This is a genomic window from Pseudarthrobacter sp. Pseusp20 (assembly GCF_059492155.1).
In genome coordinates, this window is the sequence record NZ_CP168521.1 from 1,848,670 (window position 1) to 1,865,203 (window position 16,534).

A 16,534-nucleotide genomic window follows, 5' to 3' on the forward strand; every position below is an offset into this window, starting at 1 on the left:
CCGGTCAGCCCCCGATAGCACTCATGCTGCGGTCCGGCTGGACGAAGTCCGGAGCATCCAGTCCCACGTGGTCCATGCCGTGGGCTTTCGGTTTGATCCACATGGCGTCCTGCCACCGCTGCGCCAGATCATCATCGGTGGCGCCCGCCCGCAGCAGGCCCAGCAGGTCGAACTCCTCGCGGGAGAACAGGCAGCTCATGATCTTGCCCTCGGCGGTGATCCTGGTGCGCCGGCAGTCGGAGCAAAACGGCTCGGTGACGGAGGCGATAATTCCCACGGTTCCCAGCACCGGTCCGTCCGCGTCCGCGGAACCTGCCGCCCGCCGTCGTACTTCAAACCGCTCCGCAGGAGCGCCGTCACGTGCCCGGGGATCCGGAGTGAGGGCAAAGTCCCGGGACAACAGCCCGCGGATCTCGGCTGCCGTGATCATGTTGCGGCGCGTCCAGCCGTGGTCCGCATCGAGCGGCATCTGTTCGATGAACCGCAGTTCGTACCCGCGCTCCAAGGCCCACGCGAGCAGCTGCGGCGACTCGAGGTCATTGATGCCGCGCATCAGGACGGCGTTCAGTTTCACAGGGCCCAGGCCGGCAGCCCAGGCGGCGTCCACACCCGCCAGGACCTGGTCCAGGAACGGACGCCGGGTCAGCTTGGTGAACGTTTCCTCATGCAGGGAATCCAGCGACACATTGATGCGCGTCAGGCCGGCGTCCTTGAGGGCCGCTGCCTTCTTCGCCAGGCCAACGCCGTTGGTGGTCATGGAGATCGGCAGGTCCGGGTGGTTGGCCCGCAGTGCCGAGATGATCTGGACCAGATCGTGCCGCACCAGCGGCTCACCGCCCGTGAGGCGCAGTTCGCGCACTCCCAGCTGCTCCACGCCTACCTTGACGATCCGCACGATCTCCTCGGCGGACATGACGGCCTGCTTTGCCAGCCATTCCAGGCCCTCTGCCGGCATGCAGTAGGTGCAGCGGAGGTTGCACTTGTCCGTCAGGGACAGCCTCATGTCGGTGGCGCGGCGGCCGTAGCGGTCCGCCAGCCCGGCCGGTGCATCCGCTGGCCGGCGCGCGGGAACGCCCGGCAGCGCCGATGCTGCTTCCTCCCGCGGCTGCGGCATGCCTAGCTGGACAGTCATGAAATCAGGCTACGCCACGTTGAGCCGCCCATCACACCCGTGACCCCGCTGTGAGACGCGGGGCAGGAATCCCGGCGGCACCGGCGCCGGGGACCACCGGCAAACCTATGCTGGTGTTGTGAGGAGTTCCCAGCGCGGGCATGCGGCGTACGACGGCGGCGCCGGCCTTGGGGAGCGGGCGGACAGTCCCTTCCCACTACCGGCAGTCCCGCGCGCCGGAGGTGGTTGGGCCGCGGCTGCCGGGATAGCCGCGGCAGGCGGCGGTATTGCAGCAGGGGAGTTGGCTGCGGGGGTTCTCAGCCCCTCCCTTTCGCCGTTGACGGCCGTTGGCGGTGCCGTGATCGATGCCGTGCCTCCGGGCGTCAAGGACTGGGCGATCTCTGTCTTCGGCACGGCCGACAAGGCAGCTCTCCTGGTGGGAATGGCGTTGGTCATCGCCGCCCTGGCCGCACTGGCCGGAGCGCTCGAGCGCCGCCGCCGGTTCACTGGTGCTGCCGTGATCGGAATCTTTGGACTTGCCGGAGCGGCCGCCGTCCTGACGCGTTCCCAGATGACCCCCCTGTCCCTCGTGCCGCCGCTCCTGGCCGCGGTGGCCGCCGTCGTGCTGTTGCGGTTCCTGCTGCGCAGGCTGCAGGCATGGGATGCCGCGATTGCCGGCCAAGCAGCCTCCCACCAAGCAGCCTCCCACCAAGCAGCCGCAGATCATCCCGAGGACAGCCTTCCCGCTGCCCCCGGCGAGGCCACACCGGACTCCGCGGCCACCCAATCGCGCCGCAGCTTCTTCCAGGCCCTGGGCATCACCGCAGCGGCCGCTGCGGCAGGGGGAGTACTGGCGGGAATCTGGCGCGGGGCCACCATGGCTGTCAATGAGGCCAGGGCACGCATCACCCTGCCCGCAGCGGCATCGCCGGCAATACCTGTGCCCCCTGCTGCGGAAGCCGGTGTTGCCGGAATGCCGCCGCTGGTGACCCCCAACCGGGATTTCTACCGGATCGACACCGCGCTGTCCGTCCCGGCGGTCAGCCCGGATACCTGGGTCCTCAAGGTAACCGGCATGGTGGCCCGGGAAGTCCTGCTCTCCTTCGCCGACCTAATGGCGAAGCCCCTCACCGAGCGGCACATCACCATTGCCTGCGTCTCCAACGGAGTGGGCGGCGACCTGATCGGCAACGCCCGCTGGCTCGGCTGGCCGGTCCGGGAACTGCTGGCCCTGGCCGTTCCCCAGCCGGGAGCAGACATGGTCCTCTCCCGCAGTGCCGACGGCTGGACCGCCGGGACGCCCCTGAATGTCCTCACCGACAACCGGGACGCCCTGCTTGCCGTGGGCATGAACGGTGAACCGCTCCCGCTGGAGCACGGCTTCCCGGTCCGGTTGGTGGTTCCCGGCCTCTACGGCTATGTCTCGGCCACCAAATGGGTCACCGAGCTCAAGGTCACCCGGTTCGCCGATGACGCCGGATATTGGACCCCGCGCGGCTGGTCCGCGCGCGGCCCCATCAAGACCTCGTCCCGCATCGACGTCCCCCGCAGCGGCCGCCCGGTCAACGCGGGAAGAGTTGTCTTCGCCGGCGTTGCCTGGGCCCAGCACACCGGCATCCGGAACGTGGAACTGCGGATCAACCGGGGACCGTGGCAGGAAGCGGAACTGGCCACGGGAATCTCCGCCGACACCTGGTACCAGTGGAAGCTGGCCATGGACCTTGCCCCGGGGCAGTACGAGGTCCAGGTCCGGGCCACCAACCTGGCGGGCGAACCCCAGGACGAAACCGCGCGGCCGCCGGCACCGGACGGCGCCTCGGGATTCCACACGGTTAGAGTTGACGTGAAGTCCTGACGGCCCAAACCCTGACGGCCCAAACCCTGACGGCCCAAACCCTGATGGCCCAGACCAAAGGCGTATCCATGACCAGCCACACCCCGCACGCCCTGGCAGACCACACCCCGGAAGGCCACGTCCACCATGCAGCGGAGGGTTCCCGGTCGGTCGCTGGCCATGCCGCCGCAGTCGTGGAACTCCTGCGGCCGCTCCTGTCAATGGACCGGATGGAAACCCTCCCGCTTAGCCAGGCGCTGGGCCGGGCCCTGGTGGACGATGTGGCCGCGCCACTCAGCCTTCCTCCTTTCGCCAATTCCCAAATGGACGGATACGCCGTCCGTTCCGGCGACCTTCCCGACGGCGGCGGGGACCTCCGCATCATGCCCCCGGTTCCGGCCGGGTCAAGCCCGGAGCCACTCGAACCAGGAACCGCGGCACCCATCATGACCGGTGCCATGATCCCGGCGGGGGCCGACGCCGTCGTACCCATTGAAAAGGCGGTGCCCGATCACTTCCTGGACCCCGGAAACACAGCGGGGGACGGCAGCGGCGCCACCGTGCGGCTGCCCGGCACCGCGCCGGGAACGTTCGTGCGCTTCCCGGGCAGCGACATCGCAGCGGGGGAGCGGGCGCTGGCCTCGGGGACCTGCCTGGGGCCGGCCCAGTTGGGGCTGCTCGCTGCCTTGGGCCTCCCGGAGGTGGCGGTGTACAAGGCGGTGACCGTCCTGCTCGTCACCACGGGCGACGAAGTGGTGGAACCCGGCCTGCCGCTTCCTCCCGGCAAAATATACGACTCCAACGGAACGCTCCTTGAGGCCGCCATGAAGCAGGCGGGACTCACAGTCCGCCGCACCGGCATCTCCACCGACACTCCGGCGGAACTGCAGGCGCTGCTGCGGACCGAAAGCCCGGGGGCTGACCTGATCGTCACCACCGGCGGGGTCAGCAAGGGAGCCTACGAGGTAGTGCGGCAGGCAATGGCGGACCAGCCGGTCCGCTTCGTGCACGTGGCCATGCAGCCGGGCGGCCCCCAAGGACTGGGAACGTTCGACGGCGTGCCATTCCTTGGGTTTCCCGGCAATCCGGTCAGCTGCCTGGTGTCCTTCGAGATGTTCCTCCGTCCCGCTTTGTCAGCCTTGCTGGGGGCACCGGGCCGGAGGCTGCCGTTGCGCGCCCGCCTTGATCTTGGGGGCCCGGGCCGTCCGCTCACCTCTCCCGGGCACAAGCACCAGGTCCGCCGCGGCAGCCTGCAGCCGGACGGGACCGTGAAGCTGGAGGGCGGCGAGAGTTCGCACCTGATGCACGCACTCGCGGGGTCGAACGTCCTGGTTCATGTCCCTGTGGGTGTAACGGAACTCGCTGACGGCGACGAGGTGGAAGTATGGATGCTGTGAACGCAGAACATACCCCCGCACTGACGCACCTGCGCCAGGACGGCAGCGCCCAGATGGTTGATGTCTCCGCCAAGGCCGAGACCACGCGGGAGGCCACCGCCACCGCCACCGTCCGGACCACCCCCGAGGTGATGCAGCTCCTGGGCTCCGGCGGGCTCCCCAAGGGCGACGCCCTGGCCGTTGCCCGGGTGGCCGGCATCATGGCGGCCAAGAAGACGCCGGACCTGATTCCGCTGTGCCATCCGTTGCCCCTCTCGAAAGTCACCGTTGACTTCGACCTCGGCGCGGCCGCCGTCACCATCAGCTCCACCGTGAAGACCAGGGGCGTCACGGGAGTTGAAATGGAGGCCCTGACGGCTGCCTCCGTGGCAGCCCTCAGCGTTTACGACATGATCAAGGCCGTGGACAAGCATGCCGTCCTGACGGACATCAAGGTGCTGGCCAAGAGCGGCGGCAAGAGCGGAGACTGGGCACTGTGACCGACCCCAACATCCTGGACGTCTCCGAACCCCACCGCCACGGCGACGTGCAGGGGCGGAAGGCCGGCGTCGTTATCGCGTCCACCCGTGCCGCAGCGGGCATCTACGACGACGAAACCGGCCCCGTGATCACCGACTGGCTCACTGAACACGGCTTTGACGTCTTCCCGGCCATGGTGGTTCCCGACGGCGAGCCCGTGGGCGCTGCCATCCGGGCGCTCCTCACCCAGCGTCCCGCCGTCGTCATCACCAGCGGCGGAACCGGCCTCAGCCCGGACGACCGGACACCCGACGTCACCCTGCCCCTGCTGGACCGGGAAATCCCGGGCATCATGGAGGCGATCAGGCGTGCCGGCGCTGTCAAGACTCCGCTGGCGGCCCTGAGCAGGGGCTATGCGGGCGCTGCCGGGCAGACGTTCATTGTGAACCTGCCCGGGTCACCGAAGGGTGTCATGGATGGGCTGAGCGTCCTGGACCCGGTGATCGGACATCTTTGCGACCAGTTGGAAGGCGGACATGGGCACTGAAGCAGCATTCGAGGTAGTGCGGGCAGTCCTGAGCGCGGAGCCCATCTCCGTGGACCAGGCGATTGCCGCGGTGGAAAGCGACACTGCGGGTGCGGTGGTCAGCTTCAGCGGTGTAGTGCGCAACCACGACGGCGGCAAGGCCGTCGAGCGCCTCAGCTACAGTGCGCACCCTACGGCGCACCAGGTGATGGCCGACGTCGTCGCGCGCCTGGTTGCCGAGCAGGACGCCGAGGCCGGTGACGCGGCCGGGGAGACCCCCGCGGGAAAGGCAGCCCAACCCGTCAGGATCTGGGCCGCACACCGGATCGGGATGCTGGAGATCGGGGACCCGGCGCTGGTGTGCGCGGTATCCGCCGCACACCGCGGACAGGCGTTTGCCGTCTGCTCCGAGCTGGTGGACCGGATCAAGGACCAGGTGCCCATCTGGAAGGAACAGTTCTTTTCGGACGGCACCGTGGAATGGGTCGGCGCCGGCAGCTGATGCCGCGCCGGGGCACGCCGGGCCGCGCCTCCACGCTGCCCGGGCCGGCCGGCGTTGCTCCGCAAACTGCGAGGTAACGCACGCCGTCCGGTTCCTGCCCCAACCTGTCCCGCCGGTAGGGTTAATCCCATGACCGAACAACACCCCGCCCCCAAACTGGTGGCCGTCCTTGGCGCCAGTGGACGCATGGGCGCCGAGGCCGTTAAGGCCATTGATGCCGCGCCCGACCTGAAGCTCGTCGCAGCCCTGGGACGGGGTGACTCGCTGGAGCAGCTGACGGCCTCCGGTGCCCAGTACCTGGTGGACCTCACAGTCCCCGAAAGCACCGAAGCCAACGTCCGCTTCGCCGTCGAGCATGGGATCCACGCCGTGGTGGGCACCACCGGCTGGGACGCGGGACGCCTGTCCGCGCTTGAATCCCTTTTGGCGGAGCACCCGGAAACGGGCGTACTCATCGCGCCCAACTTTGCCTTGGGCTCTGTGCTGGCTTCGGCGTTCGCCGCGAAGGCGTCAAAGTACTTCGAGTCCGTGGAAATCATCGAGCTCCACCATCCGGACAAGGTGGACGCCCCTTCCGGCACCGCCGTCCGCACCGCAGAGCTCATCGCCGCTGAACGCAAGGCTGCCCAGGTGCCGCCCAGCCCGGATGCCACCACTTCAGAACGCGCGGGCGCACGCGGCTGCGACGTGGACGGCGTCCGCGTCCACAGCGTCCGGCTCCGTGGCCTCGTGGCCCACCAGGAAGTCCTGCTGGGCGGTCCCGGCGAGCAGCTGACCTTCCGCCACGATTCCTTCGACCGCGCGTCGTTCATGCCCGGCGTACTTCTGGGCGTGCGTAACGTTGCTGCCCACCCCGGGCTGACCGTGGGCCTGGACGGTTACCTGGACCTGGGACTCTAGGCGGTGAACGGGTTCGCAGCCGGTTTCCTTAAGAACCGCACCAAGATCTGGGTGGGAGCGGTGACGCTGTTGCTGGTCTTCTACCTGGTGGTGTCCTTCCAGCGCTCGCTCCTGCTCCTTGCAGACAGCAACCTCACCGCCAAGGCCATCGGGGCCGCCTACCTGGTGCTGCCCATTGTTGGCGCGTGGGCCCTGATCCGCGAACTGATGTTTGGCGCCCGCACCGAGCAGATGGCCAAGGTCCTGGAAGCCGAAGGCGGGCTGCCGGTGGACGAGCTTCCCCGCACGCCCGGTGGCCGGATTGTCCGCGCCGCAGCCGACGCGGAGTTCGAAAAGTACCGGGCCGAAGCCGAGGCCGCTCCTGATGACTGGCGTTCCTGGTTCCGGCTCAGCTGTGCCTATGACGCCGCCGGGGACCGCAAACGCGCGCGGGCTTCCATGCGCGACGCTGTGAAGCTCTTCACCACGGCATCCTAGCCCCTGCTGCCGCAGGGGTTCAGGACAGGGCCTTGAAGCCGCCGCGCCCCACCAGGCTTGCAGTATGGCCCACCCATTCCAGGGGGCCGCGCCACGACATCCGCGCAAACACGATGCCCACGGCGATGGCAGCCGCGGCATGGGCAAAGTACATTCCGTCCTCGGTCCAGCCTGCGGGCAGCGGTTTGAGGTAGAAGCTGGAGACCACCCAGACATGGACGGTGTACAGCGTCAGCGTCATGGCGCCGGGTCCCCGCAGCGGCAGCAGCAGGTCCAGGTCCACCCATTCGGCCAGCCGCCCCAGAAGCAGGCAGGCACCGATGACGGCCGCCGCAACTGCCGAGGTATGCAGCAAATCGAGCGGCGTACCCGAATGCGGTGCGGCCGATGCCAGCCACCACCATGAACCTTCCTGGGGGAGTCCGGCCAGGTTCACCTGGAGTACGCTGCCCAGCGGGTAGCCCGGTGAGTTGAGGACCTTCTCCAGCGCTGCGCGGCCGCCCCAGTCCTCCATGGCCGCGACACCCAGGCTCTTGGCCGCCACGGCCACTACCGTTCCGCCCACCAGCAGCAGCGCGGGGACCAGCGCCTTGGTCAGCACCAGGCGGCCGATGGCCAGCCCCACCAGCAGGTAGGACAGCCACTGCAGCACCGGGTAGTAGCCCGTGAGGAACAGGTCCGCGAGCAGCCGGGACGGCGTTCCGAGGTCCTCCCATGCCGGGTTGTGGCCCAGCCTCAATGGCGGCTCCGGGGCAAGGAGCCAGGGCCGCAGCAGGTAGGCCAGCACCGGGGAGCCCAGGATCCAGCCGGCGGCCCACGCACACAGGCGCTTCACGCCCAGCCCCAGGAAGGGCAGGACGCACAGGAACAGCACGGCGTAGTGGACCAGGATGATGGCCACGTTCACGTCCAGGCCGCCGAGGGTCAGTCCGACGGCGGCAATCACCAGTGCGCGCAGCCCCACCCCGCGGCGGGCCGCGGAGAGTTCGGCGCCCTCCAACGGCCTGTTCTTTCCCGTGGCCAGGGCAAGCCCGACGCCCGCCAGCACTGCGAAGAGGGCGGCGGCCCGTCCCGAGAACGTGAGGCCGATCCAGGTTGGTGTGAGGCTTGAGTTCGATTCGAACGTCGGCAGCAGGTGAGTGGCCATCATGCCCAGCAAAGCCAAGCCACGGGCCGCATCGATGCCCCGAAGACGCCCCGGTTGTTGACGGTCTGCGGTCTTCCGGGGCCGGGTGGCCGGGGTGCGGGACGTCATGACCAGATCGTCTCACATGCGTCCGTGGGCTGGCTGCCGCAGGGGGAGACGCGGAGGTGTGGGCTCTTGTATTCGAATATATGTTCGAATAGCATGGGGCCATGGAGATGCCATCATTGGGAGCCGCTTCCCGGCAGGGATTTGAGCCTGCCCCGCAGGGATTTAAGCCTGCCCCGCAGGAAAGCCAGGGTTCAGGAGTGCTGAAGGCGATGAGCCCGGGCGTGGTGGACTACCTGTTCCGCCAACTTGTCTCCGGGCGTCCGGCCGAGGACGTCCAGTGGGAACGGGAAGGTATCAGCCTGTCCGCCCAGCCGGAAGGAGCGGAGCTCGCCCGCCGACTGGCGGAGACAGACATCGACGCCCTGACGCCCACGGAGCTGTTCCACTATGTTCGGGCGGCGCAGCGGCTCGCCACTTGGGCTGAGGACCTCCGGCAGGCCGCCGTCGGCCGCTATTGCCACGCCGGAGTAGGTACTCCGAAGTCCGGGCGGAGCCGTATTTGACGCTTGTCACGCCCGTGGCATTGTCCTAACCAGCCGGGGACAGGGTAACGTTTTTTCCATGGCTGACTCTTCCGCGCATATCCCTGCCCTCGGTACCCTCCTGACCGCCATGGTCACGCCGTTCACCAAGGACGGCGCAGTGGACTACGACCAGGCGGCAGCGCTGGCCAGCAAGCTTGTCGACGACGGCTGTGACGGCCTGGTGGTCACCGGCACCACCGGTGAAACCTCCACGCTGACGGACGAAGAGAACCTCGGCATGTTCCGCGCCGTGAAGGAGGCCGTCGGCGGCCGGGCGGCCATCATCGCCGGCACCGGCACCAACGACACCGCGCACTCGGTCCACCTTTCCCAGCAGGCTGCTGCCCTCGGCGTCGACGGCCTCCTCCTGGTGACTCCTTACTACAACAAGCCCAGCCAGGCCGGTGTCCGCGCCCACTTCGAGACCATCGCCTCGGCCGTGGACGTACCCGTCATGCTGTACGACATTCCCGGCCGGTCCTCCATCGCCATCGAGCCAGACACCATGATCCGGCTGGCGCAGCACCCCAACATCGTGGCCGTCAAAGACGCCAAGGCCGACTTCATGGCAGCCACCCGTGTCATGGCGGAAACGGACCTCCTGTTCTACTCGGGCGATGACGGACTGACCCTTCCCTGGATGGCGCTGGGCGCCGTCGGCCTGGTGGGCGTTACCACCCACGTCGCCACCCGCCGCTTCCGCGAACTCATCGACGCCATCAACGCCAACGACCTCGGCACCGCGCGCAAGATCAACTTCGAGCTGCAGCCGGTGGTACGCGCCACCATGACCCGGGTCCAGGGCGCCGTGGCGGCCAAACAGATTCTTAAATGGCAGGGAGTCCTGCCCAACTCGATCGTCCGTTTGCCCCTCGTGGAGCCGGACGAAACCGAGATCGAAACCATCCGCGGGGATTTGGCGGAAGCGGGGCTGGTCTTCTCCTGAGGCTAAGACCGGCACCCTTCCGCCTGGAAAGTAGTGCACTATGACCCAAACTGCCCTTACCGGCCTTGTCACCCCTCCGCGCCTGCCCCAGGGCACGCTCAGGATCGTTCCGCTTGGCGGACTCGGGGAGATCGGCCGGAATATGGCCGTGTTCGAAATCGACGGCAAGCTGCTGATCGTGGACTGCGGCGTCCTCTTTCCCGAGGAAACCCAGCCCGGCGTTGACCTGATCCTGCCGGATTTCTCCTACATCGAAGACCGGCTGGACGACGTCGTGGCCGTGATCCTCACGCACGGCCACGAGGACCACATCGGCGCCGTGCCGTACCTGCTGCGCCTGCGCAACGACATTCCCCTGGTGGGGTCTCAGTTGACCCTCGCGCTGATCGAGGCGAAGCTGCAGGAGCACCGCATCCGGCCCTACACGCTGACCGTGGAAGAGGGCCAGGTGGAGAAGTTCGGGCCGTTCGAATGCGAGTTCGTGGCCGTGAACCACTCCATTCCGGATGCCCTGGCGGTGTTCATCCGCACGGCGGGCGGCACTGTCCTGCATACCGGCGACTTCAAGATGGACCAGCTGCCGCTGGACGGACGCATCACCGACCTCCGGCACTTCGCCAAACTGGGTGAAGAAGGCGTGGACCTCTTCATGTCCGACTCCACCAACGCCGACGTCCCCGGATTCACCACGGCCGAGAAGGAAATCGGCCCCACGTTGGAGCGGCTTTTCGGCCAGGCCACCAAGCGCATCATCGTGGCCTCCTTCTCCTCCCACGTCCACCGCGTGCAGCAGGTGCTGGATGCAGCGGCCAAGCACAACCGCAAGGTGGCCTTCGTGGGCCGCTCCATGGTCCGCAATATGGCCATCGCCGAAAAGCTGGGCTACCTTGACGTCCCCGCCGGACTGATCGTGGACATCAAGAACATCGACAACCTTCCGGACAACCGCGTGGTGCTCATGTCTACCGGCTCCCAGGGCGAGCCCATGGCGGCCCTGTCCCGGATGGCCAACGGCGACCACCGCGTGGTGGTGGGGGACGGCGACACCGTCATCCTGGCCTCCAGCCTCATCCCGGGCAACGAGAACGCGGTGTTCCGCATCATCAACGGCCTCCTGAAGCTCGGCGCCGACGTGATCCACAAGGGCAACGCCAAGGTCCACGTCTCCGGCCACGCCGCCGCCGGCGAGCTGCTCTACTGCTACAACATCCTTGAGCCGCTGAACGCCATGCCCGTGCACGGCGAAACCCGGCACCTGATCGCCAACGGCAAGATCGCCATCGAATCCGGCGTCCCGGATGCCAGCGTGATCCTTGCTGACAACGGCACGGTCATCGACCTCCGCGACCACCAGGCAGACATCGTCGGCCAGGTCGAGGTGGGCTTCGTCTACGTGGACGGCTCCAGCGTGGGCGAGATCACCGACGCCGACCTCAAGGACCGCCGCATCCTGGGCGATGAAGGCTTCATCTCCATCATCACCGTTGTCCACCGCGCCACCGGCAAGGTGGTGTCCGGACCCGAGATCCACGCCCGCGGCGTTGCCGAGGACGATTCGGTCTTCGACGACATCATCCCCAAGATCAACGCAGCCCTGGAGGAAGCGGTCCAGAACCACGCCGACCACACCAGCCACCAGCTCCAGCAGGTGGTACGCCGCGTCGTGGGAACCTGGGTCAACCGCAAGCTGCGCCGCAAGCCCATGATCATTCCCGTGGTGCTCGAGGCCTGACACCAGGCTGGCGTCGCGCTGGTGCACACCCGGAAGGGCCCGGTTCTTCATGGACCGGGCCCTTCGGCGCATCCGGACGGTCCCCGGGCGCGTCCGGGCAGGTCCGCACCTGGCGCCCGGCGGGTGGCCCGGCGGCCCCGATATCCCCGGAATCACAGCATGGTTCCGGTACCGTGGCTATTATGGCCACACGTACTACTTCCGCGCCCAAAGGTACCGGCAGGGGGAGCTCCGGCAGCAAAGCGGGCAGTTCCACAGGCCGCGGAACCGGCTCCACCGCCAGCAGGACAGGGCGCGGCGGCTCAACCAGCACTGCACGCACCCGCCAGCTTCCCGCCGTCGAGCACCACCAGCCCTGGCTGCTGCGCGTGGTGGGCGGAGCGTGGCTTGGAGTGGGCCACCTGGTGGGCGGGGGAGTGCGCCGCATCGGCCACGACGTCAGCGACCTCCCCACGGAGGAACGCCGCGACGGTGCCGCCCTCTTCAACCTGGCCCTTGGTATTTTCATCGCCACCTTCGCATGGTGGGGACTGACGGGCTGGTTCCCGGACGCCGTCTACGCCGTGGTGAACGGCACCTTCGGCTGGATCTCCCTGCTGCTCCCGCTCATGCTGTTCGTGTGCGCCTTCCGGCTGTTCCGCCGGCCCTCGGACGGCCGGGGCAATAACCGGGTGGGCATCGGTTTCCTGATCATGACCTTCGCCGGGTGCGGGTTGGCTCATATCCTCGGCGGCCAGCCCACCGTGGCCGACGGCTTCGACGGCCTCCGCAAAGCCGGCGGGATGCTCGGCTTCCTGGCCGCCACGCCGCTGGCCGCCATCCATCCGGCTGTGCCTGTGGCCCTGTATGCCCTGCTGGCCTTTGTGTCGGTACTGATCATCACCGCCACCCCGTTCACGGCGATCCCGCGCCGCATCCGCGGCGCCTATGAACACCTCATGGGCATCGACCTGATGGACCAGGAACACCAGGACACCCACGACCGCAGCTACCTCGAACGCACGGCTGCCGCTGCGCCCAAGAAGAAGAAGCGGAAGCTTTTCGGCAAGGACCAGGAGTCCGACGCCGGCCTTGAGGGCTACGTGGGCGACGAAGCCTTCGAGCACGCCGTCATTGACGACGACGAGCCCGAACCCGAGCGGCCCGCGCCCGGAGTGCGGCGCCCCACCCAGGCGGAGATCGCCGTCGAAAAGATCAAGGCAGCCCAGGGATTGGGTGCCGGTGCCCAGGCACCTCCGGCGGAAAACGCCACCGAGGCCATCCCCCTGGTCATCCCCGGTGCCGCCGCTCCCGCCAAAGCCGCCGCCGCGCCCACCGTGCCCTCCAACCCGGTGGCCCCCGCGCCGCCGCCCGTTCCCATCCCGCAGCGGACCGAACAGCTCTCGCTCGCCGGGGACGTCACGTACACCCTCCCTGCCTCGGACTACCTGACACCCGGCTCGATCCCGAAGGAGCGCACCGAAGCCAATGACGCCGTCGTCGCTGCCCTGACGGATACCCTGCAGCAGTTCAACGTCGACGCCACCGTCACCGGCTTCAGCCGTGGTCCCACCGTCACCCGGTACGAAATCGAACTTGCTCCCGGAACCAAGGTTGAGCGCGTCACCGCGCTGTCCAAGAACATCTCCTACGCTGTGGCCTCCAGCGACGTGCGCATCCTGAGCCCCATCCCCGGCAAGTCCGCCATCGGCATCGAAATCCCCAACACCGACCGCGAGACCGTGTCACTGGGCGACGTGCTGCGCAGCCAGAATGCGCGGCGCACCGACCACCCCATGGTCATGGGTGTGGGCAAGGACGTGGAGGGCGGCTACGTGGTGGCCAACCTGGCCAAGATGCCGCACCTCCTGGTGGCCGGGGCCACCGGCGCCGGTAAGTCGTCCTTCGTGAACTCCATGATCACCTCCATCCTGATGCGGGCCACCCCCGACGAGGTGCGCATGGTCATGGTGGACCCCAAGCGCGTGGAGCTGACGGCCTACGAGGGCGTCCCGCACCTGATCACGCCCATCATCACCAACCCCAAAAAAGCCGCCGAGGCGCTGCAGTGGGTGGTCCGTGAAATGGACGCCCGCTACGACGACCTCGCAAATTACGGCTTCAAGCACATCGACGATTTCAACAAGGCGGTGCGGGCCGGAAAGGTCCAGCCGCCGGTGGACTCCAAGCGCGTCATCAGGCCCTACCCGTATCTGCTGGTGATCGTCGACGAGCTTGCCGACCTGATGATGGTGGCACCACGCGACGTGGAGGACTCGATCGTCCGCATCACCCAGCTTGCCCGTGCCGCCGGCATCCACCTGGTGCTGGCTACCCAGCGGCCGTCCGTGGACGTTGTCACCGGCCTCATCAAGGCCAACGTGCCCTCGCGCATGGCCTTCGCCACGTCCTCCGTCACCGACTCCCGCGTGGTCCTGGACCAGCCCGGCGCCGAGAAGCTCATTGGCCAGGGTGACGCGCTCTTCCTGCCCATGGGCGCCTCCAAGGCCATGCGCGTCCAGGGCGCCTGGGTTACCGAGTCGGAGATCCACAAAGTGGTGGAACACGTCAAGGGGCAACTGCAGGCTTCCTACCGTGACGACGTTGCTGCCGAAGCACCCAAGAAGCAGATCGACGACGACATCGGGGATGACCTCGAGGTCCTGCTGCAGGCGACGGAGCTGGTGGTCACCACGCAGTTCGGCTCCACCTCCATGCTGCAGCGCAAGCTCCGCGTCGGGTTCGCCAAGGCCGGACGGCTCATGGACCTGCTCGAATCCCGCGGCGTCGTGGGACCATCCGAGGGCTCCAAGGCGCGCGATGTGCTGGTCAAACCTGATGACCTCGCCGCCGTCCTGGCCGCCATGAAGGGCCAGGAGGCGCCGGCCGCCGCCGATTCCCAGACCGCTGCCCTCAGCGACAATGCCAACGCCAACATCGCGCAGGGCGGCTACGCCGAAGACCTGGTGGCGGCGGACCTGGACCAGCGGAAGCAGAACGTCGAATATTACGACGGCTCGGATTCCGCCCCCGGTGGGTACGGCGATGACGACGACGGCTCCGAAGACGCATGGTCCCTCACCGGGCGCTAGGCCGGTAGCCTAGGAACGTGACTAGCACCGATGCAACCGCCGCCGGCCAGGGCCGTGCCGGGGTCTGGAACCTTCCCAACGTCCTGACCATGATCCGCATCGCGCTGGTCCCGTTTTTTGTGTGGTTCCTCGTGGCGGACGCGCCCGGCCTGCACAGTGTTTCCGGACCATGGCGCTGGGCGGCAGTGGCGGCCTTCGCAGTCGCCATCTACACGGACAAGCTCGACGGCGACATCGCCAGGAGCCGGAACCTGGTCACGGACTTCGGCAAGATCGCGGACCCCATCGCAGACAAGCTCCTGATCGGCTCCGCGCTGGTGATGCTCTCCTTGCTGGGTGAGCTGCCCTGGTGGGCCACGCTGGTGATCCTGGTGCGGGAATGGGGCATCACCGCCCTGCGCTTCTTCGTGATCCGGTACGGGGTCATTCCCGCCTCGCGGGGCGGCAAGCTCAAGACCGTGGTGCAGACCGCGGCGATCTTCCTCTATCTCCTGCCGTTCGGGGCATTCGCGCCCTGGATGTCCTGGGTTGCGTTTGCCGTCATGATGGCTGCCGTGGCGATCACGCTGTGGACCGGCGTCGAATACGTCATCGAGGCCCTGCGACTGCGCGCGAAGGGGAAACGGCAGGCAGGGACTGTCACAGGGCAGGACACAGCCAGCGGGCAGGAATCAGCGACGGGCCAGGACCAGGCATGAGCAACCTCCACCGTTTGGCCGGGCAGGCCGTCCAGCAGGCGCTCGAGTCCGGGCAGACCGTCGCCACCGCCGAGTCGTTGACGGCGGGGATGGTGTCCGCTGTCCTTGCCGACACTCCCGGGGCCTCCGGCATGCTGCAGGGCGGTGTGGTCGCCTACCAGAACTCAGTGAAGGACGCGGTGCTGCACGTTCCTGCCGACCTCCTGGCCCGTGCCGGCTCCGTGGACCCCGACGTTGCCCGTGCCATGGCAGCCGGGGCACGCACGGTCCTGGGCGCCGACGTCGGGATTTCCACAACGGGGGTGGCAGGTCCCGATGCCCATGACGGCAAGCCCGTGGGGCGCGTCTACATTGGAATTGCCACAGCGGCCGGAACGGCGGCTTTCGAATACTCCTTCACCGGCAGCAGGCCCGACATCAGGGCCGCAGCCTGCGCCGCCGCCCTGGAACGGCTCCTCGAGGCACTGCCCGCCTGACGCCTGCCGGACCCCAAGTTACCGGGCGTAAAGTTGCCGGGAACAAAAGCCGGTACCGATTAGTTATTACATTGTGTCGCTTCCGGATAGTGGAGGCGCCTAGGATGAAATGACCACGACGGTTCGCCCCACGGTGAACCTGACCAATGAGGGAGCAAGGCGATACAGATGGTAAAGCAGCCCGTATCCGTAAACGGCGTTGTCCGCTGGAAGGATGTGGGCCTCGCCGAACAGGCTAAGAGCGAACAGAAGGAGCGCAAGATGGTAGTACTTCGTCACGAAATCGGTGATGTGCTGCGCGATGTCCGCCAGCGTCAGGGACGCACGCTCCGTGAAGTTTCGCACAGCGCCCGCGTCTCCCTGGGGTATCTCAGCGAAGTGGAGCGCGGCCAGAAGGAAGCCTCGTCAGAGCTTCTGTCCTCAATCTGCTCGGCACTGGATGTTCCGTTGTCAAGCATGCTCCGTGAAGTCAGCGACCGTGTGGCAGTAGCCGAAGGCGTCGCAGTTCCGGACACAGTTCCGCAGGAATTCTCCCAGCGTTACGGCCGTGACCTCGAGCGCGACCTCAACACTGAACTGAACGACGAACTCTCCACGGGCCTTCTCTCCGGCGCCCGGTAAAGCCA

The 16,534-nt window shown here is 67.6% G+C and carries 16 protein-coding genes; 14 read left to right on the top strand and 2 right to left on the bottom strand.

Going from position 1 to position 16,534, the window contains the following annotated elements:
* Window positions 1-4: 4 nt before the first annotated feature.
* Window positions 5-1,132, bottom strand: coding sequence for a GTP 3',8-cyclase MoaA (gene moaA / locus ACEN9K_RS08600; protein ID WP_268002883.1), 1,128 nt, complete (start codon window positions 1,130-1,132; stop codon window positions 5-7).
* Window positions 1,133-1,397: 265 nt separating this feature from the next.
* On the opposite strand from moaA, the gene ACEN9K_RS08605 reads away from it, so the two are divergent.
* From ACEN9K_RS08605 to ACEN9K_RS08635, 7 genes are all read left to right on the top strand, one after another.
* Window positions 1,398-2,966, top strand: coding sequence for a molybdopterin-dependent oxidoreductase (locus ACEN9K_RS08605; protein WP_495635694.1), 1,569 nt, complete (start codon window positions 1,398-1,400; stop codon window positions 2,964-2,966).
* A 68-nt stretch (window positions 2,967-3,034) separates the two neighbouring features.
* Complete coding sequence (locus tag ACEN9K_RS08610; RefSeq protein ID WP_018771610.1) at window positions 3,035-4,342, top strand: molybdopterin molybdotransferase MoeA; 1,308 nt, start codon at window positions 3,035-3,037, stop codon at window positions 4,340-4,342.
* Window positions 4,330-4,821, top strand: a complete 492-nt coding sequence (gene moaC / locus ACEN9K_RS08615; protein ID WP_026266123.1) for a cyclic pyranopterin monophosphate synthase MoaC — start codon at window positions 4,330-4,332, stop codon at window positions 4,819-4,821. Before ACEN9K_RS08610 ends, moaC begins: the two co-directional genes overlap by 13 nt.
* Window positions 4,818-5,348 (top strand): MogA/MoaB family molybdenum cofactor biosynthesis protein, encoded by a 531-nt coding sequence (locus ACEN9K_RS08620; protein ID WP_223994645.1) that lies wholly within the window; start codon window positions 4,818-4,820, stop codon window positions 5,346-5,348. Before moaC ends, ACEN9K_RS08620 begins: the two co-directional genes overlap by 4 nt.
* Window positions 5,338-5,829, top strand: a complete 492-nt coding sequence (locus ACEN9K_RS08625; RefSeq protein WP_018771607.1) for a molybdenum cofactor biosynthesis protein MoaE — start codon at window positions 5,338-5,340, stop codon at window positions 5,827-5,829. Before ACEN9K_RS08620 ends, ACEN9K_RS08625 begins: the two co-directional genes overlap by 11 nt.
* A gap of 129 nt (window positions 5,830-5,958) precedes the next feature.
* Window positions 5,959-6,729: a 4-hydroxy-tetrahydrodipicolinate reductase gene (gene dapB, locus ACEN9K_RS08630; RefSeq protein WP_134164459.1), complete on the top strand. Its 771-nt coding sequence runs from the start codon at window positions 5,959-5,961 to the stop codon at window positions 6,727-6,729.
* A gap of 3 nt (window positions 6,730-6,732) precedes the next feature.
* Complete coding sequence (locus tag ACEN9K_RS08635; protein ID WP_018771605.1) at window positions 6,733-7,206, top strand: hypothetical protein; 474 nt, start codon at window positions 6,733-6,735, stop codon at window positions 7,204-7,206.
* Window positions 7,207-7,225: 19 nt separating this feature from the next.
* Here ACEN9K_RS08635 and ACEN9K_RS08640 read toward each other — a convergent pair whose 3' ends face one another.
* Window positions 7,226-8,461, bottom strand: coding sequence for a heparan-alpha-glucosaminide N-acetyltransferase domain-containing protein (locus ACEN9K_RS08640; RefSeq protein ID WP_495635546.1), 1,236 nt, complete (start codon window positions 8,459-8,461; stop codon window positions 7,226-7,228).
* Window positions 8,462-8,562: 101 nt separating this feature from the next.
* Between ACEN9K_RS08640 and ACEN9K_RS08645 the strand changes: the two genes are divergently transcribed.
* The 7 genes from ACEN9K_RS08645 to ACEN9K_RS08675 all read left to right on the top strand — a co-directional run bounded on the left by ACEN9K_RS08645 (window position 8,563) and on the right by ACEN9K_RS08675 (window position 16,529).
* Entirely contained in the window at window positions 8,563-8,964 is a 402-nt protein-coding gene (locus ACEN9K_RS08645) for a hypothetical protein (RefSeq protein WP_495635547.1), read from the top strand.
* A 58-nt stretch (window positions 8,965-9,022) separates the two neighbouring features.
* On the top strand, window positions 9,023-9,931 hold the full coding sequence (dapA, locus tag ACEN9K_RS08650; protein ID WP_018771602.1) for a 4-hydroxy-tetrahydrodipicolinate synthase: 909 nt from the start codon (window positions 9,023-9,025) through the stop codon (window positions 9,929-9,931).
* 40 nt (window positions 9,932-9,971) lie between these two features.
* A complete protein-coding gene (locus ACEN9K_RS08655) occupies window positions 9,972-11,663 on the top strand; it encodes a ribonuclease J (RefSeq protein ID WP_018771601.1) in 1,692 nt (563 codons plus the stop codon).
* Window positions 11,664-11,845: 182 nt separating this feature from the next.
* Window positions 11,846-14,734: an FtsK/SpoIIIE family DNA translocase gene (locus ACEN9K_RS08660; protein ID WP_144600345.1), complete on the top strand. Its 2,889-nt coding sequence runs from the start codon at window positions 11,846-11,848 to the stop codon at window positions 14,732-14,734.
* Between the two features lie 17 nt (window positions 14,735-14,751).
* Window positions 14,752-15,432, top strand: a complete 681-nt coding sequence (gene pgsA, locus ACEN9K_RS08665; protein ID WP_495635548.1) for a CDP-diacylglycerol--glycerol-3-phosphate 3-phosphatidyltransferase — start codon at window positions 14,752-14,754, stop codon at window positions 15,430-15,432.
* Complete coding sequence (locus ACEN9K_RS08670; protein ID WP_018771598.1) at window positions 15,429-15,908, top strand: CinA family protein; 480 nt, start codon at window positions 15,429-15,431, stop codon at window positions 15,906-15,908. Before pgsA ends, ACEN9K_RS08670 begins: the two co-directional genes overlap by 4 nt.
* Before the next feature lie 168 nt (window positions 15,909-16,076).
* On the top strand, window positions 16,077-16,529 hold the full coding sequence (locus ACEN9K_RS08675; RefSeq protein ID WP_018771597.1) for a helix-turn-helix domain-containing protein: 453 nt from the start codon (window positions 16,077-16,079) through the stop codon (window positions 16,527-16,529).
* The last annotated feature ends 5 nt before the right edge of the window (window positions 16,530-16,534 follow it).

Excerpts from the sequence above, each read along its gene's own strand:
- moaA (WP_268002883.1), bottom strand. The coding sequence starts at position 1,132 with ATGACTGTCCAGCTAGGCATGCCGCAGCCGCGGGAGGAAGCAGCATCG.
- ACEN9K_RS08610 (WP_018771610.1), top strand. The coding sequence starts at position 3,035 with ATGACCAGCCACACCCCGCACGCCCTGGCAGACCACACCCCGGAAGGC.
- moaC (WP_026266123.1), top strand. The coding sequence starts at position 4,330 with ATGGATGCTGTGAACGCAGAACATACCCCCGCACTGACGCACCTGCGC.
- ACEN9K_RS08625 (WP_018771607.1), top strand. The coding sequence starts at position 5,338 with ATGGGCACTGAAGCAGCATTCGAGGTAGTGCGGGCAGTCCTGAGCGCG.
- dapB (WP_134164459.1), top strand. The coding sequence starts at position 5,959 with ATGACCGAACAACACCCCGCCCCCAAACTGGTGGCCGTCCTTGGCGCC.
- ACEN9K_RS08640 (WP_495635546.1), bottom strand. The coding sequence starts at position 8,461 with ATGACGTCCCGCACCCCGGCCACCCGGCCCCGGAAGACCGCAGACCGT.
- ACEN9K_RS08645 (WP_495635547.1), top strand. The coding sequence starts at position 8,563 with ATGGAGATGCCATCATTGGGAGCCGCTTCCCGGCAGGGATTTGAGCCT.
- dapA (WP_018771602.1), top strand. The coding sequence starts at position 9,023 with ATGGCTGACTCTTCCGCGCATATCCCTGCCCTCGGTACCCTCCTGACC.
- ACEN9K_RS08655 (WP_018771601.1), top strand. The coding sequence starts at position 9,972 with ATGACCCAAACTGCCCTTACCGGCCTTGTCACCCCTCCGCGCCTGCCC.
- ACEN9K_RS08660 (WP_144600345.1), top strand. The coding sequence starts at position 11,846 with ATGGCCACACGTACTACTTCCGCGCCCAAAGGTACCGGCAGGGGGAGC.
- ACEN9K_RS08670 (WP_018771598.1), top strand. The coding sequence starts at position 15,429 with ATGAGCAACCTCCACCGTTTGGCCGGGCAGGCCGTCCAGCAGGCGCTC.
- ACEN9K_RS08675 (WP_018771597.1), top strand. The coding sequence starts at position 16,077 with ATGGTAAAGCAGCCCGTATCCGTAAACGGCGTTGTCCGCTGGAAGGAT.